General features: G+C 62.6%; 13 protein-coding genes and 1 tRNA gene. 6 read left to right on the top strand and 8 right to left on the bottom strand.

The window, feature by feature from the left end; translation table 11 throughout:
- Positions 1 to 8: 8 nt before the first annotated feature.
- Positions 9 to 1,967, top strand: coding sequence for an acetoacetate--CoA ligase (locus tag ASD50_RS01955; protein WP_056235210.1), 1,959 nt, complete (start codon positions 9 to 11; stop codon positions 1,965 to 1,967).
- 278 nt (positions 1,968 to 2,245) lie between these two features.
- On the opposite strand, the gene ASD50_RS01950 is transcribed toward ASD50_RS01955, so the two are convergent.
- On the bottom strand, positions 2,246 to 5,668 hold the full coding sequence (locus ASD50_RS01950) for a PAS domain S-box protein (RefSeq protein WP_056235208.1): 3,423 nt from the start codon (positions 5,666 to 5,668) through the stop codon (positions 2,246 to 2,248).
- A gap of 250 nt (positions 5,669 to 5,918) precedes the next feature.
- Between ASD50_RS01950 and ASD50_RS01945 the strand changes: the two genes are divergently transcribed.
- The 5 genes from ASD50_RS01945 to ASD50_RS01925 all read left to right on the top strand — a co-directional run bounded on the left by ASD50_RS01945 (position 5,919) and on the right by ASD50_RS01925 (position 9,927).
- On the top strand, positions 5,919 to 6,377 hold the full coding sequence (locus ASD50_RS01945) for a phasin (protein ID WP_056235205.1): 459 nt from the start codon (positions 5,919 to 5,921) through the stop codon (positions 6,375 to 6,377).
- A gap of 302 nt (positions 6,378 to 6,679) precedes the next feature.
- Positions 6,680 to 6,756, top strand: a tRNA-His gene (locus ASD50_RS01940).
- A 160-nt stretch (positions 6,757 to 6,916) separates the two neighbouring features.
- On the top strand, positions 6,917 to 7,180 hold the full coding sequence (locus ASD50_RS01935) for a DUF768 domain-containing protein (protein ID WP_056235200.1): 264 nt from the start codon (positions 6,917 to 6,919) through the stop codon (positions 7,178 to 7,180).
- Positions 7,181 to 7,327: 147 nt separating this feature from the next.
- Positions 7,328 to 8,752 carry a pyridoxal-phosphate dependent enzyme gene (locus ASD50_RS01930; protein WP_056235196.1) on the top strand — a complete coding sequence of 475 codons (1,425 nt, stop codon included), beginning with the start codon at positions 7,328 to 7,330 and terminating at the stop codon, positions 8,750 to 8,752.
- Positions 8,749 to 9,927 carry a trans-sulfuration enzyme family protein gene (locus tag ASD50_RS01925; protein WP_056235193.1) on the top strand — a complete coding sequence of 393 codons (1,179 nt, stop codon included), beginning with the start codon at positions 8,749 to 8,751 and terminating at the stop codon, positions 9,925 to 9,927. Before ASD50_RS01930 ends, ASD50_RS01925 begins: the two co-directional genes overlap by 4 nt.
- Before the next feature lie 19 nt (positions 9,928 to 9,946).
- Here the strand turns inward: ASD50_RS01925 and ASD50_RS01920 are convergent, their stop codons facing one another.
- The 7 genes from ASD50_RS01920 to phnA all read right to left on the bottom strand — a co-directional run bounded on the left by ASD50_RS01920 (position 9,947) and on the right by phnA (position 19,179).
- A complete protein-coding gene (locus tag ASD50_RS01920; RefSeq protein ID WP_056235189.1) occupies positions 9,947 to 11,956 on the bottom strand; it encodes a putative 2-aminoethylphosphonate ABC transporter permease subunit in 2,010 nt (669 codons plus the stop codon).
- A gap of 1 nt (position 11,957) precedes the next feature.
- Positions 11,958 to 13,124 carry a putative 2-aminoethylphosphonate ABC transporter ATP-binding protein gene (locus ASD50_RS01915; RefSeq protein WP_056235318.1) on the bottom strand — a complete coding sequence of 389 codons (1,167 nt, stop codon included), beginning with the start codon at positions 13,122 to 13,124 and terminating at the stop codon, positions 11,958 to 11,960.
- Positions 13,125 to 13,190: 66 nt separating this feature from the next.
- Positions 13,191 to 14,213 (bottom strand): putative 2-aminoethylphosphonate ABC transporter substrate-binding protein, encoded by a 1,023-nt coding sequence (locus ASD50_RS01910; RefSeq protein WP_056235186.1) that lies wholly within the window; start codon positions 14,211 to 14,213, stop codon positions 13,191 to 13,193.
- A gap of 255 nt (positions 14,214 to 14,468) precedes the next feature.
- A complete protein-coding gene (locus tag ASD50_RS01905) occupies positions 14,469 to 15,308 on the bottom strand; it encodes a DMT family transporter (protein WP_056235182.1) in 840 nt (279 codons plus the stop codon).
- Between the two features lie 13 nt (positions 15,309 to 15,321).
- Positions 15,322 to 16,434, bottom strand: coding sequence for a TIGR03364 family FAD-dependent oxidoreductase (locus ASD50_RS01900; RefSeq protein ID WP_056235177.1), 1,113 nt, complete (start codon positions 16,432 to 16,434; stop codon positions 15,322 to 15,324).
- 17 nt (positions 16,435 to 16,451) lie between these two features.
- A complete protein-coding gene (phnY, locus tag ASD50_RS01895) occupies positions 16,452 to 17,906 on the bottom strand; it encodes a phosphonoacetaldehyde dehydrogenase (protein ID WP_056235174.1) in 1,455 nt (484 codons plus the stop codon).
- A gap of 10 nt (positions 17,907 to 17,916) precedes the next feature.
- The gene (gene phnA / locus ASD50_RS01890) at positions 17,917 to 19,179 is read right to left on the bottom strand and encodes a phosphonoacetate hydrolase (protein ID WP_056235170.1); all 1,263 of its coding nucleotides are present in this window, start codon (positions 19,177 to 19,179) and stop codon (positions 17,917 to 17,919) included.
- Positions 19,180 to 19,184 lie beyond the last annotated feature (5 nt).

The raw sequence follows: 19,184 nt of genomic DNA, 5'->3' as shown, positions 1-19,184 counted from the left end.
GATAGACGATGGCCACTTCAACGCCCTTGTGGGAGCCGAGCGCCGAGCGCATCGAGGCAGCGCCGCTGACGGCATTTGCCGCCAAGGCCGAAGCGCGGGCGGGGCGTGGTTTTTCGTCCTATGCCGAATTGCATCGATGGTCGGTAGCCGAACCCGAAGCCTTCTGGGATCTCGTCTGGGATTTCTGCGGCGTTGTCGGCGACAAGGGCGAAGTCGTGCTTGCCGATGGAGACAGGATGCCAGGGGCCGGCTTCTTTCCCGAGGCCCGGCTGAACTATGCAGAGAACCTGCTCGCCACCAGCGGGCCGGGCACGGCGATGGTGTTTCGCGGCGAGGACAAGGTCGAGCGGCGGCTGTCGTGGAACGAGCTTCATGCGCTGGTCTCGCGCCTGCAGCAGTTGTTTTCCTCGCTGGGCGTGAGAGAGGGCGACCGCATTGCTGCGATGATGCCGAACATGCCGGAGACGATCGCGGCGATGCTGGCGGCGACTTCGCTTGGCGCAGTCTGGTCGTCCTGCTCGCCCGATTTTGGCGAGCAGGGCGTGCTCGACCGTTTCGGCCAGATCGAGCCCGTCGTCTTCATCGCCCCCGACGGCTACTGGTATAATGGCAAGGCCATCGAAGTCGCCGACAAGGTGGCGGCCGTCTCGGCCAAGCTTTCCAGCGTGAAGAAGGTGCTGATCGTCGATTATCTCGGAACGTCGGGCGATGTTGCCGACTCCATCGGCAAGGCGGTGTCGCTCAACGATGCGATCGAACCCTTTGCCATCAAGGAGGTGACGTTCAAGCGCCTGCCGTTCTCGCATCCGCTGTTCATCCTGTTTTCGTCGGGCACGACCGGCATTCCCAAATGCATCGTGCATTCGGCCGGCGGCACGCTGATACAGCACGTCAAGGAACACCGCCTGCATGCCGGGCTGGTCCAAGGCGACCGTTTCTTCTATTTCACCACCTGTGGCTGGATGATGTGGAACTGGCTGGTGACCGGCCTGGCGACGGGCGCGACGCTTCTGCTCTACGACGGCTCGCCGTTCTATCCCAGCGGCAACGTGCTGTTCGACTATGCCGATGCCGAGAAGATGACCTATTTCGGCACCTCGGCCAAATTCATCGATTCGGTGCGCAAGGCCGATCTCGAGCCGATCAAGAGCCATGATCTTGGCAGCGTGCGCACCATCTCCTCGACCGGTTCGCCGCTGTCGCCGGAAGATTTCCGCTTCGTCTATGAAGGCATCAAGCGCGACGTGCATCTCGCTTCGATCTCGGGCGGCACCGATATCGTTTCGTGCTTCGTGCTCGGCGTTCCGACCGAGCCGGTATGGGAAGGCGAGATACAGGGGCCGGGGCTCGGCATGGCGGTCGATGTCTGGGATGACGACGGCAAGCCGATCCGGCGGGAGAAGGGGGAACTGGTCTGCACGAGGCCGTTTCCGGCCATGCCGATCGGCTTCTGGAACGATCCGGAAGGCAAGAAATATCACGGCGCCTATTTCGAGCGCTTCGACAATGTCTGGTGCCACGGCGACTTCGCCGAATGGACCGGCCATGGCGGCATCATCATCCATGGCCGTTCGGATGCGACGCTCAATCCGGGCGGAGTGAGGATCGGCACGGCGGAAATCTACAATCAGGTCGAGCAGATGCCCGAAATCCTCGAGGCGCTCGCCATCGGCCAGGATTTCGACAACGACGTGCGGGTGGTGCTGTTCGTGCGGCTGGCGCCCGGCATCGCCCTCGACGAGGCTCTGGAAAAGCGCATCAGGACCAAAATCCGCACCGGCGCCAGCCCGCGCCATGTTCCGGCGCGCATCGTTGCCGTCACCGATATTCCGCGCACCAAGTCGGGCAAGATCACCGAACTTGCGGTGCGCGACATCGTCCATGGCCGCAGCGTCAAGAACAAGGAAGCGCTGGCAAATCCGGAAGCGCTTGAGCTGTTCAGGGACTTGCCGCAGTTGGCAAGCTAGCGGAGACGGCGTCCTGCAATGGTAAACGAAAACTGAACGGGCAAATTTACCTAAACTTCAGGTGTGGTACAGATTCGTAAAGTTTTTGATGGGGCGGTAAGGATTTGTTAACGTCCCCGCCCCGATAGTCGCGGGTAACTTGAGGGAGAAATCCCGTTCCGCGGCCCGGCCAAGGTGCAGAATTCGCTCAAGCCCGTTGTGACAAATTCCAAAATTCAGGCGCCCTCCAGGGCGCCTTTTCTTTTATCCCTAAAAGAACCTGCTAAACGCGATGGCAGCTATTCAGCCAGAACCCGCGTTGACGGGAAGGCCACCTCGACCAGCGTTCCTTCGCCGGGCGTCGAACTGATGGTGAAGCGGGCGCGGTTGGCTTCGACCATCGCCTTGGTCAGCGGCAGGCCGAGCCCGGTGCCGTCGCCGCGGCCGCGCTTCAAAGCATTGATCTGCTTGAACGGCTTCAGCGCCTGCTCGATCTCGGCCTGCGTCATGCCGATGCCGGTATCGCGCACGCGCAGCACCACGTCGCCGGAAATTTCATAGGCCGTCGAGACGATGACCTGGCCGCCGGCCTGCGTATAGCGGATGGCGTTGGAGAGGATGTTGAGGGCGATCTGGCGTACGCTGCGCAGGTCGGCCACCACTTCCGGCAGCCGCGACGCGAAGCTGGAGCGGATGATGACGCGCTCGCGATTGGCCTGCGGCTGCATCAGGGCGACCGTTTCCGCCAGCGTGTCGTTGAGCGATACCGCTTCATAGGCCATGTCCTGCTGGCCGGCCTCGATCTTGGAGATGTCGAGCAGGTCGTTGACCAGATCGAGCACGTGATTGCCGGAGCGGTTGATGTCGCGCAGGTAGTCGCGGTAGCGGTCGTTGGCGACGGGGCCGAACTTCTCGTCCACCATCAGTTCCGAAAAGCCGATGATGGCGTTGAGCGGCGTCCTGATCTCGTGGCTGATGCGGGCGAGGAAATCGGTCTTCTGCGACGATGCCCGCTCGGCTACGGCGCGCGCCTGGGTAAGGTCTTCCTCGGCCCGCTTCCACTGGGTGATGTCGCGCACGACGGCGCAAAAGCCGCTGTCGCCGGGCAGCCGGCCAATGGTCATGAACAGCGGGATAAAACGGCCTTGCGCCTCGCGCCCGATCACTTCGCGGCCATCGTTGAGGACGCTGGCGACGCCGTGTTCGGAGAGGCCGGCGAGATAGTCGCGCGCGGCGCGCTGGCTCTCGATGGCGAACAGCGAGGAAAAGGGCTTGCCGTTCACCTCCTCGGCGTCAAAGCCGAACAGGGCTTCCGCCGGCCGGCTGATGGAGCGGATGTTGCCGTCACGGCCTATCAGCACGACGCCGTCGGTAGCGGTGTCGATGATGGTGCGCATTTCGGCGATGCGCGCCTTGAGTTCCGAGACCTCGGGCTGCGGCGCGATGTTCGTTACCGACGGCAGGACCGGAGTGACGGGTGCTGCGGGCGCGCGTGTTTCGCCGGTGCGGCGCACGACCAGAAGCAGCGCCTTGCGCTCCTGCCACGGAACCGAACGCAGGATCGCCTCGACCGGAAATTCGTTGCCGTCCTTGCCCCGCAGGCGCAGCGCACGGTCGCTTTCGTCCGCGGCAGCGTCGCCGGCATAGGGTTCGGCAAACAGGACATCGAGCCCGCCGGCCTCATCGAGTTCGTCCAGCGTGTCGTAGCCGGCGAGGTCGAGGAACTCGTCATTGGCATAGTGCAGCACGTCGCCTGAATGGATCAGCACCGGGACCGGCAGTTTGGCGAGGATCGAGACGTCGGGCGTGTCCGGATCGCCTTTGGCAAAGGCCGACGGCAGGAAGCCGCCGGTCTGCAACAGCCATTGCGGGGCTTCTGCCCGGATAGGCCTGGCAGGCTCGGCCTCAAGGCGCGCCTGGGCAGCCTGTTCCAGAGCGCCGCCTGCGTCCGGCTCGCGAAATTCGGCGTCGCGGAAATCGGCAGCGGCCATCCCGTCTTCATCGGCGCTGTGGTCGGGTTCGGAAGATGCGTAGTCGAGCAGCGAGCCATGTGCCGAAGGTGCCGGCTGAACGGGCTCGGCGGCATGGCTTTCAGGCGAAACGTCGCTCTCCAGCTTTGAAGCCGTGTCGGCGCGCTCGACTTCGTTGCCGGTTGCCGGCGACGAGGCGGCTTCGGCTTCGGTCGTGAAAGTGCTCTCGGGTTCGCTGACTTTCTTCAGTCGCTCGCCGATCTCGCGAAACGCGTTGCGCTCGATTGAAGACAGGCCCTTGTCGTTGGCTGCGGGGCGGTGTTCCGCAAGCCGGATGACCTTGTCGGCGAAGCGGCGCTCCGGCTTGGGCGTGATTTCGAGCGCCGGGACCTCGCCCTGGAACGGATCGGCCGTTGGAGCTTCCGGCGGTGGCGAGGCTTGCGGCGGTGCCGGTTCTTCGGCAGGCACAGGCCGGTTCGGAACCAGCACCATGCCTATGCCTTCCGGGTCTGCAATCGCATCGCCCATGCGGGCAACGCCGAAGCCGCGGAAACCTTCGAACTCGCGGTTGCGGTTGTAGACGGGGAGCGCCGCCAGATCGACAGGCACTTTCAGGTCGGTGCCGGAAAGCGGCCACCAGACCGAGCGGCCGGACCAGGTGTCGCGGCGTTCGAGCAGGCCTGAGATTTCGCCTGACGGATCGAGGCCGAATGTGGTGGCGACATCCTTGAAGCGCCTGCCGACGACATCGGCAGCCGGTTGGCCAAGCGCGTCTGCAAACTCCGGCGAGACCGAACTGAAACGGCCATCGGCATCGGTGCGCCAGACAAAGCGAACAGGGCTGACGTTGCGCTGGGCCGCTTCCACCGCTGCGGCTGGCTCATCGGCTGGTTGTTCGGCATCCGCTGCCTTTGCCTGGTCCTGATGGGCCTGGCCGGCATCGACATCGCTGAAATACCAATGATCGTGATGATGCTTTTCCGGTCGCTCGGCATTGGCCGGCCCGGTGCTGGACGGGGAAGCCGCAGGGGGCGTTTTGGCGGAGGGCTTCACCTCGACCGAAGGTTCGGCATCGGCTGCCTCGGCCTGCCCTTCGTCGATGACGACGAGAAGGTGGCGGGCGGGATCGTCGGTGAGCCGCGCGATGCCCGCTGGATAGGATTTCCTGCCGGCGGTGACGATGCGCTTGACGATGCGGTCGCGTTCGTTGGCGACCTCGCGCACCAACCCGGCCAGTGTCGAGGCGGAAATGCCGAGGTTCGAGAAATCCGCCGAGGCGGCTTCGATTTCGCCCGCGCCGTCGATAAAGGCAAGGAAATGACCGTCTTCGGCAAAGCCGCCGATAGCCTTCGCGGTTCGGTCGGCCGCGCTGGCTTGCTCGCCCTGCTCGGACGGGACAGCCAGCAGGATGGCCCTTTCGCCGTCGGGCAGCACGATGCTGCTGGCGAAAAAGCCGACTGCGCGGCTGGTCATGCCGCTGGTGAGCCGCACCATCAGCGAGCGGTCGCTGCCGATTTCAGGATAACCTGAAGTCGCCATGATCTGCCGTCGAGCGACGGCGGAAAGGCCAGATGATTCGCCGATGATGCGCTCGATGTCGGGATAGCCGAACAGTGCTGCGCCCGGGCCGTTTGCCCACAGAACCTGCTCCAGGTCCGCAGCCAGGATGACCAGCGCATCGCCGGCAGCAAAGCGCTGGCGCACCGCGTCGAGCACGGCAACGTCGAGAAAGGAGTAGCTGTCGGACGGCATGCGCTTGGCGAACCCTCGCAGGTCAGGCAGTTTGCAGTTAACGCTTTGTTAATAAAAGCCGATGGCGCGAAGGTCCACAAGCCACCGCGTTTGGACGCCGAAATCTGGCCACGTGGTTAACGCCGGAAGCCGGCAAAAATATTGCGCTGCAACAAAAATATTGCATTGCACAAAATTCGTGCTATATATGCCCATCATACATGAACGAGACGGCTTTGAGCTAAAGCCGCTGCCCCTGAAAGGATGGAAAATGACCAAGACGAAGAGCGCCGACTTCATCGGCAATGTCGAATTCCCGAGCTTTGACGCTTCCAAGGCCACCGACCAGATCCGCGCTTTTGCTGAAAAGGGCGTTGAGCAGTCGAAAGAGGCCTATGCCAAGCTGAAGACCGGTTCGGAAGAGGCCCAGAAGGTTCTCGAAACCACCTACGAGACCGCCAAGTCGGCCACCAGCGACCTGTCGCTGAAGGCGATCGCTGCGCTGCGCACCAGCGCCGAAGCCAATTTCTCGCATCTCGAGGCTCTCGTCGGTGCCAAGTCGCTGTCGGAAGTCGTTGAGCTGCAGACCGCTTTCCTGCGTCAGCGCTACGAGCAGAGCGTCGAGCAGGCCAAGGACTTCCAGGCAGCTGCTTCCAAGGCTGCAGAGGACGTCTCCAAGCCGGTCAAGGCCGTCTTCGAGAAGACCTTCAAGGAACTGAAGGTCGCGTAATCTTTAGGGGCGCGCCGGTTTCGGCCGTCAAGCAATACCCGGCGGGTGGTTCCTCCTCCCTCCGCCTGCCGGGCGAAGCGGCCAGCGCATTCCGCTGGCCAATAAAGGAAAAGGCCGGCACCTCCTCCCGCCGGCCTTTTTCTTTGCCTGTCGCAAGGTGAGGAAAGGGGCGAATCGCGCAAGCGACCTTTTGCCCTTCCAAATGGCTTGAATTAGACTCCATTAACCCGTATTGACGCTTCGCCGAACGACAAAGCTTATCGCAAAGGATGGACTTTCAGCCGATCGGGCCATGCAGATGTGCCGTTGTAGCTCAGCTGGTTAGAGCGCCGGATTGTGGATCCGGAGGTCGCTGGTTCGATCCCAGCCAACGGTACCATCCCTTCCCAATGAATCTGTTGAAACCCGCAACTCCTTCAGGCCTTGGGCTGTCGATATGGTACGCCTGATGAATGGCAACGCAGTTTGAAAGCAATCGGTATCTTTTCGGGATGCCGCACGTTTAAAGCAACGAAGACCAGGAAGTGCAGGGCAGTGCAATGAGTGAACATGCGATCAAGTTCCTTCAGGAATGGATCGGCGAGAAGTGCCAGTCTCCGGCCTTGCCGATAAAGATCGAGCAGCACGCTGAAACGCTTGCCCGCGAATGCGCCGCCGAGGCGGCCGAAGCCGGGATTCCGATGGAAGACATCCAGGAAGAGGTCGGCGACATCCAGGAACTCATCGCCTCGCGTCTCGAGGACGCGGTGGAGATCGACGAGGACGCCCCCGGCGACGCCTCGACAGGCGGCCGCGCCGCCTGATTGGTCAGGCTTTACGCCGGAGCCGGTTGCAATCACCATCTGATGGAATAAAATTCCTATAATAGAGAATTATTAGAATTTTCGTCTTGGACAAAGCAGGCCAAGGTCTGCGATCAGTGCGCCCATCGGAGCCAAAGGAGCTATCCGATGACGCGCACCGCAAAAATCGAACAGAACGCCGCATTCGACCGGGTCAGACCGCCCTATGGCTCGGTCCTCGACCTGATCGGGGAGACGCCGGTGGTGGAACTGACGAAGTTCGACACCGGGCGCTGCCGGCTGTTCATCAAGCTCGAAAGCCAGAACCCCGGCGGCTCGATAAAGGATCGCATCGCCCGCTCGATGATCGCCGCGGCGGAACGGGACGGCCGGCTTAAGAAAGGCGGCGTCATCATCGAGGCGACGGCCGGCAACACCGGTCTTGGCCTTGCGCAGGTGGGTATTCCCAAGGGGTATCGCATCATCCTCGTCGTGCCCGACAAGATGTCGCGTGAGAAGGCGCAGCATCTGCGCGCGCTGGGCGCCGAGGTGCGGCTGACCCGCTCCGACGTCGGCAAGGGCCATCCGGAATATTATCAGGACATGGCCGAGAAGATCGCCGCCGAGACGCCGGGATCGTTCTACGTCAACCAGTTTGCCAACCCGGCCAACCCGCTGGCGCACGAGACGACGACGGGACCGGAGATCTGGCAGCAGCTCGATGGCGACGTCGATGCGGTGGTCGTCGGCGTGGGCTCGGGCGGTACGCTGACCGGTCTCGGCAGATTCTTCGCCAAGATGTCGCCGAAGACCGAGATGGTGCTGGCCGACCCGGCAGGCTCGGTGCTGGCGCCGCTGGTCAAGACAGGCAAGCTGGAACAGGCTGGAAGCTGGACGGTGGAAGGCATCGGCGAGGATTTCGTGCCGCCGAATGCCGATCTTTCGCTGGTGAAGCAGGCCTATACGATCTCCGACCGGCATTCGATGCTGGCGGCGCGCGACCTGTTGTCGAAGGAAGGCATTCTGGCCGGCTCCTCCTCGGGCACGCTTCTGGCGGCCGCGCTACGCTACTGCCGCGAGCAGCAGACGCCGAAGCGCGTCATCACCTTTGTCTGCGACAGCGGCAACAAATATCTTTCCAAGGTATTCGACGATTTCTGGCTGGCCGAACAGGGACTTGCCGAGCGCGAGCAGCATGGCGATTTGAGCGACCTCGTCGCCCGTTCGCACCGCGAGGGCGGCACCGTCTTCGTCGGTCCCGACGATACGCTCTTGACCGCCTATGGACGGATGCGGCGTGGCGACGTTTCGCAACTTCCGGTGCTCGACAACGGCAGACTGGTCGGCATCATCGACGAAGGCGACATACTGGCCAAGGTGGATGGCAACTACCAGGGCCGCTGGGAGCGCTTCGAGGGACCGGTGCGCACCGCCATGACCTCGGAACTGCACACATTGCAGGCCAGCCAGACGCTGGACGCGCTTTTGCCGGTCTTTGACCGCAACGAGGTGGCGATCGTCTTTGACGGCGACGAATTTGTCGGCCTTATCACCCGTATCGACCTGATCAACCATTTGAGACGCTCAAAATGACCGAACAGCCGCAAAAGGGCAGGAATCGCCTCGCCTTTTCGACCCGCACCATTCATGGCGGCCAGAGCCACGACCCGACCACGGGTGCGGTGATGGTGCCGATCTACGCCACCTCGACCTACGCCCAGCAGAGCCCCGGCGTACATAAGGGCTTCGAATATGCGCGCAGCCAGAACCCGACGAGATTCGCCTTCGAGCGCGCCATAGCCGATCTCGAAAGCGGCTCGGCGGCCTTTGCCTATGCGTCCGGCCTCGCCGCGATTGCCAATGTGTTCGAACTGCTCGATGCCGGTGCACATATCGTTGCCACTGACGACATCTATGGCGGCACCTTCCGTCTGCTCGAACGGGTGCGCAAGCGCTCGGCCGGCCTGCAGGTGACGTTTGTCGATTTCACCGACCTTGCCAAGGTCGAGGCGGCGATCCGGCCAGACACGAAGATGCTTTGGGTCGAGACGCCGACCAATCCGCTGCTGCGCATTGTCGATCTCGAAGCGGTGGCTGCCTTGGCCAAGCGCAAGGGCGTCATCGCCGTTGCCGACAACACCTTCTGCAGCCCCTATATCCAGCGGCCGCTGGAACTCGGCATCGACCACGTCGTCCATTCGACCACCAAATATCTCAACGGCCACTCCGACATGATCGGCGGCACGGTCGTTGTCGGCGAAAACGCGGAGCTGCGCGACAAGCTGAAGTTCCTGCAAAACGCGGTTGGCGCGATTTCCGGGCCGTTCGACAGTTTCCTCGCCTTGCGCGGCCTTAAGACGCTGGCGCTGCGCGTGGAGCGCCATTCGCAGAACGGGCTGAAGATCGCGCGCTGGCTGGAAGCACGCTCCGATGTCCGGCGCGTCATCTATCCCGGCCTCGAAAGCCATCCGCAGCACGCCGTTGCCAAGGCGCAGATGCACGCTTTCGGCGGCATGGTCACCTTCGAGCTTGACCGCGACCTCGCCGCCACCAAGCGTTTCCTGGAGCATGTCCGCCTGTTTGCGCTGGCCGAAAGCCTTGGCGGTGTCGAAAGCCTGATCGAGCATCCGGCGCTGATGACGCACGGTTCCATCCCGGCAGAGCAGCGTGCGGCGATCGGCATTTCGGATTCGCTGGTCAGGCTCTCCGCCGGCATCGAGGACGCCGACGACCTGATTGCCGATATCGAACAGGCCCTGTCGGCCTGACAGGGAGCCGGCGCGCCGCCTATCTGTTGCGCCAGGCTTGCGTACGTCCGAGCAAAGCGCGCGAAACCAGCGCGTGGATGAGCCGCGCAGCAATGTTGGTGTAAAAGATCATCATGCCCATCGCCGCAGCCGGTGCGATGTCGCCGGCATCATCCATGTTGAGCACGGCGACGGAAGCAAGCTGGGTATGGGTCGAATAGAGGAACACGACCGCCGACACCGTCGTCATCGCGTTGACGAACAGGTAGATCGAGATGTCGAGGATCGCCGGCAGGCAGACCGGTACCGTCACCCGGAAGAACAGCTTGTGGAAGGGCTGCTTCAGCGAGGCGGCGACCGGCTCGAACTCGCGGTCCATCTGCTTCAGCGCCGTCAGCGCGGTCAGGTGCGACACGGTGTAAAAGTGGGTGACCGTGCACACGACGAGGATCGCCATCGTGCCGTAGATCGGATTGAGCGGGTTGGCCGGGCTGTTGAAGAAGAAGATATAGGCCAGTCCAAGCACCATGCCGGGAACCGCCATCGGCAGCATGGCCAGGAACTGGAACAGCGTGCGGCCTGCTTTGAAGCCGTCGCTCTTTTCGACCATATAGGCCCCGGTGAAGACGATGATGGTGCCGAAGAAGGCCGTCAGCAGCGCCATTTCGATGGAGTTGTAGTAAGCAGCCCAGCCGCCGCCGTCCATCAGGTCGAAATGGAAATTCTTCAGACTGGGCGTCAGATCGTAGGGCCAGAACTTGACGGTCGCCGCCAGCTGGCAAACGCCGATCATGGTCAGGATGAACACGGCAACAACGGCGCAATAGGTAAAGCACAGCCAGTCGAAACGCGTATTGGGCTTCGGCTGGTAAGGAACCGAGCGGGCCGACAACAGCGCCACCTGCTTCTTCTGGATGGCGCGGTCGACGAAGAAGGCGGCGACGGCGGGGATCAGCAGGATCACCGACACGACCGCGCCCATTTCGAAATTCTGCTGGCCGATGACCTGCTTGTAGATGTCGACGGCGAGCATGTTGTATTGGCCGCCGATGACCTTCGGCAGGCCGAAATCGGTGATCACCATGGTGAACACGACGAAGGCGGCCGAGATGATGCCATAGCGCGCGCCAGGTACCGTCACGGTCCAGAAGGTGCGCCATTTCGTTGCGCGCAGCGATGTCGCCGCCTCGTAGTGGCGCGCATCGGCGATGGCGAGAGCCGTCGAAATGATGATGAGTGCATGCGGTAGCGTGAAGAAGACCGAGCCGATGACGATGCCGATCGGGCCATAGATGCTGTAGCCCATCATCAGGTCCTTGAGCAGGCCCTGATTGCCGAACAGATAGACGAGTGCAATGCCGGGCAACAGCGAAGGCACCAGGATGGGGATGGCCAGTATCAGCTTGAACAGCCCCTTGAAGCGCATGTGGCTGCGGTTCAATGCATAGGCGAGCGCAAAGGCGATCGAGATGACCAAAACGGTGCTGATGACCCCCATCAGAACCGAATTGGAGATCGACTGGGCAAGGCTCGGCGTGGAGAAATAGGCGCTGAAATTGTCGAGCCCGAACGAGCTCACCGGACGCAGCACGACGCGTCGGAAGGTGTTGGAATCGAGTTCCACCCATTCGGTGCCGCGGTGCAGGTCGGAGCCGACAAGGAAGGCAGCGCCCTCTGTCGTGCCGCGGACACGGTACTTCACCGGACTGCGGAAGCTGAAATCCTTGAACAGGCCGGTAACGGCAAGACGGCCGTCGGAGCTGGTTTCGAGTTCCTCCGGTGCTATGGCGCCGGTTTCGAGATTGAGCGCCTCGACTGTTTTGGGCGCCCCGAAATTCAGGCCGGTGTCGTCGCTGCGCTGGATTTCGAAGGCTGTCAGGTCGAACTGGTAGGTCGAGACGGATTTCGACAGCAGCACATAAAGCGGCGCTGCCAGCGCGACCAGCAGATAGAGCGAGATGACGAGCATCAAGCCGCGCTTGACGATGTCGTCGGAAGAAAGCTGCGCGCGAAGTGCGCGCCCGGCCGGCATGGTCAGTGTGGCGCCCATCTCAGCGATCCTTGGCAAAGACGAGCAGGCGCTCACGCGGTAATTCCACGCGCATCTGCCCGCCGACCTCGATAGTGAGCCGGCGCACGGCATTGATCGAGAAGTCGGCGACGAGGACGCGATCCTCGAAGCGTGGCGAGGAAAGACGCGTACGCCAGAACGCACCGAGGAACTCCATGGCCTCGACGGTAACGTCGATCAGGTTTTCCGGCGTCTTCACCGCTTCCGCGCTGTCGAGGCTGTGCGGGATGATGTCAACGGGGCGTATGACGGCGGTGACATCGCTGCCGACGGCGATGTCATGCGGAGCGCATGACAGTTCCGTGCCTGACAGCGCGACAGTTTCGTTGGCCCGGATCTTCCCGGGGAACCGGTTCGTCTCGCCTATGAAATCTGCAACGAACAGCGTTTTCGGATGCCGATAGACTTCGGTCGGAGTGCCGACCTGCTCGATGATGCCATGGTTCATGACCACGATGCGGTCAGCCATGGAAAGCGCTTCTTCCTGATCGTGGGTGACCATGATGGTGGTCACGCCGAGCTTGCGTTGCAGTTCCTTGATCTCGTGGCGCAAATGCACGCGCACCTTGGCGTCGAGCGCGGAAAGCGGCTCGTCCAGCAGCAAAAGACCGGGCGAAACCGCCATGGCGCGGGCAAGCGCGATGCGCTGCTGCTGGCCGCCGGAAAGCTGGGCTGGATATTTCTTCGCCTGGGCCGAGAGCCCAACCAGGTCCAGAAGTTCGGCGACACGCACCGCGATCTCGGGCTTGGACCGCTTGGCATTTTCCAACCCGAAGGCGATGTTCTTCTCGATGGTCAGATTGGGAAACAGCGCATAGGACTGGAATACGATGCCGTAGTCGCGCCGCGATGGCGGCAGGGTCGAGATGTCCTTTGCCGCCTGATGAATGGTTCCGCGCGTCTGCAGGTCGAGGCCCGCTATGGCGCGCAGCAGGGTCGTCTTGCCGCAGCCGGACGGACCAAGAAAACAGATGAATTCGCCCTCGTTGATCTCCAGCGACACGCCCTTCAGCGCGGTGAAGTCACCGAACGCCTTCCAGATGTTTTCGATCTTGAGGTAGCTCGGTTTCACAACTGCTGCCTTCCCGGCTTCGGGCGCAAGATGCACCCGTGCAGCCGCCGCTGCGGCTACGGTTTCGTGTTTCATCTCACGATCCATCGCTGTTCAGGATACAATGCGGGCGCCGCTTTCGCGACGCCCGGTGAAGTCAGGTCAGGTCTTCGGTTCGGACTTGGAGTCGTAGCGCTTGGCCCACTCCGTCAGGATCGCCTTGCGGTTGTTGGCCGCCCACTCGAAGTCGTTCTTGATCATGTGGTCGGCAACGTTCGGCGGCAGGTTGTCCACCGGCTTGGCAATGCCCGGATAGGCAAGCACGGCGTAGCCGACATTGTACATCTCGTTGGCTTCCTTGGAGACCGAGAAGTCCACCAGCTTCTTGGCGGCTTCGAGATTGGCCGTGCCGGCGATGATCGCGGTGGCCTCGGCCTCCCAGCCAGATCCCTCCTCGGGGAAGATGATCTCGATCGGCGCGCCGGCGCTCTTTGCCTTGGCGCCAGGGAACTCGAACGATACGCCGATGACGGTTTCACCGGCGCCCGCCATCTTGCAGGGCTTCGAGCCGGAATGGGTGTAGGCCGAGATGTTTTCGTGCAGGCCGTCCATGAAGGCCCAAGCGTCCTTCTCGCCGAACATTTGCAGCCAGGCGGAAACGTCGAGGAAGCCGGTGCCGGACGAGTTCGGGTTCGGCATCACGACATGGCCCTTGTATTCCGGCTCGGTCAGGTCCTTCCAGCTCTTGGGAGCCGGAATGCCGAGCTTGCCGGCTTCGACGGTGTTGAAGCAGATCGCCGCGACGTAGGCGTCCATGCCGGTCCATGTCGGCGGTGTCGTCGTATCGACGAAGCGTGGATCGAGTTTCTCCACGCCCGCTGGTGCATAAGCCTCCAGCATGCCCTCGCCCTTGAGCAGCAAAAGCGAGGTGGCGGCGAGGCCCCAGACGACGTCGGCCTGCGGATTGTCCTTCTCGGCAAGCAGCTTGGCGGTCATGACGCCGGTGGAATCGCGGACCCAGTTGATCTTGATGTCCGGGTAGGCCTTTTCGAATTCGGCCTTGTAGCGGTCGAGGTCGACGGCTTCGACGGCAGTGTAGACGGTCAGGTTCGTCTCGGCGAAAGCGGCGGAAGCGGAAAGGCTTGCCACAAAGGCGGCGAGGACGAGTGATGCGGATTTCTTCATGATCGAGTTCCCCGGGGTTTGATACAAGCTGCGGTGCATCGGGACGCTCGTGCTCTCAGGCGTTTTTCCGGTCGTGGTGCCGGCCGATGTCGTCCTTGCCTGGATCGTGGCGAAGAGGCGTCGATAAGTAAAATCTATTTAATCGATATGGTCATAGGGTGAGGTGATATTTGTAATACCGCCGTCATATTGAAGCGGCACCGGCTTTGGCGGTATTGCCGGCATGCCTGCAAACCATTGTTTTAGTGAATTAAATCAGCCGGATACCGCCAGCGTGAGGACGCCGGCGGCAACCACGGTCGCGGCCAGGATCCGGCCTTGCCAGGGTCGTTCGTGAAAAAGCAGCGTGCCGATCAGGGCCGCGATGATGACGCTCGATTCCCTGACCGCCGAAACGGCGCCGATGGGCGCGATGGTCTTGGCATAGAGCACCAGCCCGTAGGCTGTGACGGCGAACAGACCGCCGATCAGACCGAGGCCGAAGATGTTCCAGCTGAACGGCACTCCGGCCCTCTTGCGGGTCCACAGGATGCCCACAGTAACCGGCGATTCCAGAAGGAAGAGCCAACCCATATATCCGGTCGGGCTTTCCGAAAGGCGAACGCCGATACCGTCCGCGACCGAATAGGCCGCGATGCTCATGCCGAGCAGGGCGGCGACGCCGATGGCTTTCCTGTCGGCGTCGGCCGCGCCCCGTTGCAGCGCGAGCAGGCCGATGCCGAAGGTGACGAGGCCGAGACCGGTCCAGCCGAGGCCGGTCAACTTCTCGCCAATAAGGAGAAACGTGCCGAGCGCCACCAGCGCCGGCGCCATGCCGCGCGAAATCGGATAGACTTGGCCGAGGTCGCCCAGCCGGTAGGCGTGGAAAAGCAGCGCGTAGTAGCCGTAGTGGATGATGGTCGAGGTGGCGATGGACGGCCAGCTCGATAGTGCTGGCGGCTCGGAAATCGAGATCAGCACGAAACCTGCCAAGGCATGCACACCCGAGACCGCCGCCAGCGTAAGCGCGCGATCGGGCGCAGCCTTGACCACCGCATTCCAGCTTGCATGCAGGAACGCGGCGAAGAGGACGATCGATAGCGCGGTTGCGGACAATCCGGTGCGCCCGTCAGCCGAACAGGCCAGCGATGGTTTCCTCGCCGATGGCAAAGCCGGTGCTGGCGCCGGTTCCGCTGGTGATCATGACGAGACGGACATTATGCTCCGGCGCGTCGATGAAGGCAGGCGTGTCGGAAGCGGTCGCATAGGTGCCCGTCCATCGCGCCTCCACGGCTGGAGCCTTGCCGAACAGGATGGCGAGTTCGTCCAGGATGAGGTCATCCACTTCCGCGGAGCCGAAGGGGTCGAGCGTTTGCCCGTAATGGTGGGAATCGCCGACGACCAGCGAACCATCCGCGCTCTGAGCTACAATCAGGTGGACGCCGTTTTCCAGCGCCCGTGGGCATTCGTGATTGAGTCTGGCTTGCAAGCGCGAGGCCTCCGGCAATTGGGCGTACCCTTCGTAACGGATCAGACTGAGGTCCGAGATGAGCGTCGAGCGCAAGTCAAAGCCGGGATTCGCCAATCTCAGCATTTGCAGCTTGCAACGGCGCACGCCGTACCTGTCGATTCTGTCCGGATAGAGTGTAGCAAAGTCGTCGCCGGGGCAAACGACCACCTTGTCCGCCTTGATTGTTCCATGGCTGGTTTCCACGCAAGGCGGTGCAAGCGACAGCACGGAGACGCCGCGCCGGAATTCGACCGAGTGCTTCTCGGCCAGGAAGGCGGCGAGTTTCGGGATCGCCTCGCGCGATTCGACGCGAAGCTCGAACGGGCTGTGCAGGCCGCCGGCGATCTTGGAGGCATCGAGTTGCGGCTGGTGGCAGCTGACTTCCTTGCTGCTCAGGAGCCGGCATTGTTGCCCCTGCTCGGTTCGGTGGAAGGATTCCAACAGTGAAACAGCCTCTGGGCGCTGGGCTGCGACCAGCATGCCTTGCTGGACGACCCCGATGCCCGCTTGCGGGGCAACGTCGAGCCAGACTTCGCGCGTGCGCTGCGCCCGCTGCAACGAGATGCCCGGATCCTGCCCGGACACCACGACGAGACCGAAGTTGCGGATCGAGGCGCCGTTGGCCTGCATATCCCTGTCGATGACGACGACACGCAAACCCTGCTTTGCCGCGGCCAAGGCATGCGCAAGGCCAATGATGCCTGCTCCGACAACCGCCAGATCGAATGTCACGATTTTCTGTCTCTTTCTTACCAGGGAAGCGAGAAGGTCTTGACGTTGGTGTAGGACTTCATGGCCTCGATGACGCCTTCCTTGTAGCCGTTGCCCGAATCCTTGATGCCGCCGAAGGGGCTCATCTCGATCCGGTAGCCGGGGACTTCCCAGATGTTGACGGTGCCGACCTGCAAGCCGGCTATGTATTTGTGCATGCGGCGGAAGTCGTTGGTGCAGACGCCGGAAGACAGGCCGAAGGCGGTGGAGTTGGAAAGCGCGATGAGGGCATCGTCATCGTCGGGCGCGCGGATGATCGGCACGACCGGGCCGAAGGTCTCCTCCATGACCAGTTCGGAGCCATGCGGCACCCGGTCGACGACGATGGGCGGCAACAGCGCGCCCTTGCGGCCGGGATCGTAGAGCACCTCGGCGCCTTGCTCGGCGGCCATGTAGACACGCTTTTCAAACAGCGCCGCTGCCTTCTCGTGCACGACGGTGCCGAGTTGGGTGGCCGGATCGCGGGGGTCGCCGAACCTGATCGCCTTGGCCCGCTCCAGCACCAGCGGCACGAAGCGGTCGGCGACCTTTTCCTGGACGAGGATACGCTTGACGGCGGTGCAGCGCTGGCCTGAATTCTTGGTAGCGCCGGCAACGGCAAGATCGGCAGCCTTGGCGAGGTCGTCGTCGGAGAGGTCGTTGAGGATGATCAGCGGGTCGTTGCCGCCGAGTTCCAGCACCTGGCGCTTGTAGCCGGCTTTCGACGCGATCAGCTTGCCGACGGGAACGCCGCCGGTGAAGGTGATCAGGTCGATGTTGGGGTTGGTGATCATCTCGTCGCCGATATCCTTCGGCCAGCCGGTGACCACCGACAGCATTTCCGGCGGCAGCCCCGCCTCGTAGAGGATGTCGGCCAGCACCAGCGCCGTCATCGGCGTCAGCTCCGTCGGCTTGACCACCACGCAATTGTTGGTGGCGACGGCCGGGGCGACCTTGTGCGAGACCATGTTGAGCGGGTGGTTGAACGGGGTGATCGCCGAGATCGCCTTCAGCGGTTCGCGCGTGGTGAAGATCTTGCGCTGCTTGCCGTGCGGGGTGAGGTCGCAGGAAAAGATCTGGCCGTCATCCTGGATCGCCATCTGGCCGGACAGGGTGAACACGTCGAAGGCGCGCCCGACCTCGTAGAGCGAGTCCTGCTTGGAGATGCCGAGTTCCAGCGTCACCAGGTCGGAAATCTCTTCCTTGCGGGCATTGAGGAGTTCCGCTGTGCGCAGCAGAATCTTCTGGCGCTCGTAGCGGGTCAGCTTCGGCGTGTAGTTCGCCGCGATCTCGAAGGCTTCGCGGGCGTGTTCGGCCCGGCCCGCCGGCACTGTGCCGACGACGGTGTCGTTCCACGGATAGCGCACCTCGACGACATCGCCGGCATCGACCTTGCGGCCGGCTATGCGCATCGGTTCATGCCTAACCTTGATGGCTGTCTCGGCCTTGGTCATGACCCTGTCCTCAATTAACCGGCTGGGCCGCCGCCATGACGGCGTAGTAGAAGGCGTCGAAATTGCGCAACGCCGGTGCATCCGGCTGGTCCGACAGTCTGCGGTTGGTGATGAAGGGCACCGCCTGTTCGGTCAGGCCGCCATGCGAGCGCAACGGCTCGTTGAGCGCGGCCAGATCATGACGGTGCTCGGAGGTGCCGATAGTCTTGTTCTCGCCCGAAACCATGATGATGTCGCCGATGCGGTCTTCGGGAAGTTCAAAGCGGGCGCAACCTTCCTCGCGGCCGAGCACCAACGTGATGTCCTCGACCTTGCGCAGCTTTGCCATGATCGCCTCGCGGTCGGCTCCTTTCGGCAGATAGGCGGTGGCGAAGGAGCCCAGTGCGCCGTGGTGGACGACATAGGGATCGGTGATCGGCAAGATGACGCGGGCGGCATCCTTGCCGAGCCATTCGTCGAGCAGGTCCTGCACATAGACGACGTTGGGCGAGCCGTCGGCATGGTGCTTGGGCTTCATGCCGTGGTCGGCGGTGACGACGATTGCGGCGCCAAGCGCATCGAGTTCGGCCAGGTACTTGTCGAACATCTCGTAGAAGGCGTTGGCCTGCGGCACGCCCGGCGCATATTTGTGCTGCACGTAGTCGGTCGTGGTGAGGTACATCACGTCCGGCCGGAATTCCTTCAAAAGCTTGACGCCGGCGGCGAAGACGAATTCCGACAGTTCGGCCGAATAGACTTCCGGCACCGGACGGCCGAGCCACTTCGAGGCATTGTCGATGCCATGCTCGGCCTTCGTCGTGGAAGCCGACTTCTCAGACGAGAAGCAGATGGCGCGATTGTCATCGAAACCGAGATCCTTGCCGAGCAAGGCGCGCAGCTTGTCCTTGGCGGTAACGACCGCCACCTTGGCGCCGGCGTCGTAGAATGCCTTGAACACGGTGGGCGCGCGCAGGAACTTCGGATCGTTCATCATCACCTCTTCGCCCGTTTCCGGATTGTAGAGGTAGTTGCCGCAGATGCCGTGGACTGCCGGCGGGCGACCCGTGGCGATCGACATGTTGTTGGGATTGGTGAAGCTCGGGATGACGCTGTGCGCCGTACGCACCGTGCCCTTTTCCTTGATCTTTACCAGAGCCGGCATCAGGCCGGCCTTGATCGCCTCGTCGAGATAGGCCGGCTCGCAGCCATCGAGGCAGATTGCGATCGCCGGAATGCGCGGCCATGCATAGGTGCGGCCATTCGCGGTGACGCTGACGGGGGACATCTGGTTCATCGGAG

The organism is Mesorhizobium sp. Root552 (assembly GCF_001427285.1).
Taxonomy (GTDB): Bacteria; Pseudomonadota; Alphaproteobacteria; order Rhizobiales; family Rhizobiaceae; genus Mesorhizobium.
This window is presented reverse-complemented; position numbering and strand designations above follow the sequence as displayed.

What these genes read in the sequence shown, in the direction of transcription:
- ASD50_RS01955 (WP_056235210.1), top strand. Translation starts at nt 9, where the DNA reads ATGGCCACTTCAACGCCCTTGTGGGAGCCGAGCGCCGAGCGCATCGAG.
- ASD50_RS01945 (WP_056235205.1), top strand. Translation starts at nt 5,919, where the DNA reads ATGACCAAGACGAAGAGCGCCGACTTCATCGGCAATGTCGAATTCCCG.
- ASD50_RS01920 (WP_056235189.1), bottom strand. Translation starts at nt 11,956, where the DNA reads ATGGGCGCCACACTGACCATGCCGGCCGGGCGCGCACTTCGCGCGCAG.
- phnA (WP_056235170.1), bottom strand. Translation starts at nt 19,179, where the DNA reads ATGAACCAGATGTCCCCCGTCAGCGTCACCGCGAATGGCCGCACCTAT.
- phnY (WP_056235174.1), bottom strand. Translation starts at nt 17,906, where the DNA reads ATGACCAAGGCCGAGACAGCCATCAAGGTTAGGCATGAACCGATGCGC.
- ASD50_RS01925 (WP_056235193.1), top strand. Translation starts at nt 8,749, where the DNA reads ATGACCGAACAGCCGCAAAAGGGCAGGAATCGCCTCGCCTTTTCGACC.
- ASD50_RS01950 (WP_056235208.1), bottom strand. Translation starts at nt 5,668, where the DNA reads ATGCCGTCCGACAGCTACTCCTTTCTCGACGTTGCCGTGCTCGACGCG.
- ASD50_RS01935 (WP_056235200.1), top strand. Translation starts at nt 6,917, where the DNA reads ATGAGTGAACATGCGATCAAGTTCCTTCAGGAATGGATCGGCGAGAAG.
- ASD50_RS01915 (WP_056235318.1), bottom strand. Translation starts at nt 13,124, where the DNA reads ATGAAACACGAAACCGTAGCCGCAGCGGCGGCTGCACGGGTGCATCTT.
- ASD50_RS01930 (WP_056235196.1), top strand. Translation starts at nt 7,328, where the DNA reads ATGACGCGCACCGCAAAAATCGAACAGAACGCCGCATTCGACCGGGTC.
- ASD50_RS01910 (WP_056235186.1), bottom strand. Translation starts at nt 14,213, where the DNA reads ATGAAGAAATCCGCATCACTCGTCCTCGCCGCCTTTGTGGCAAGCCTT.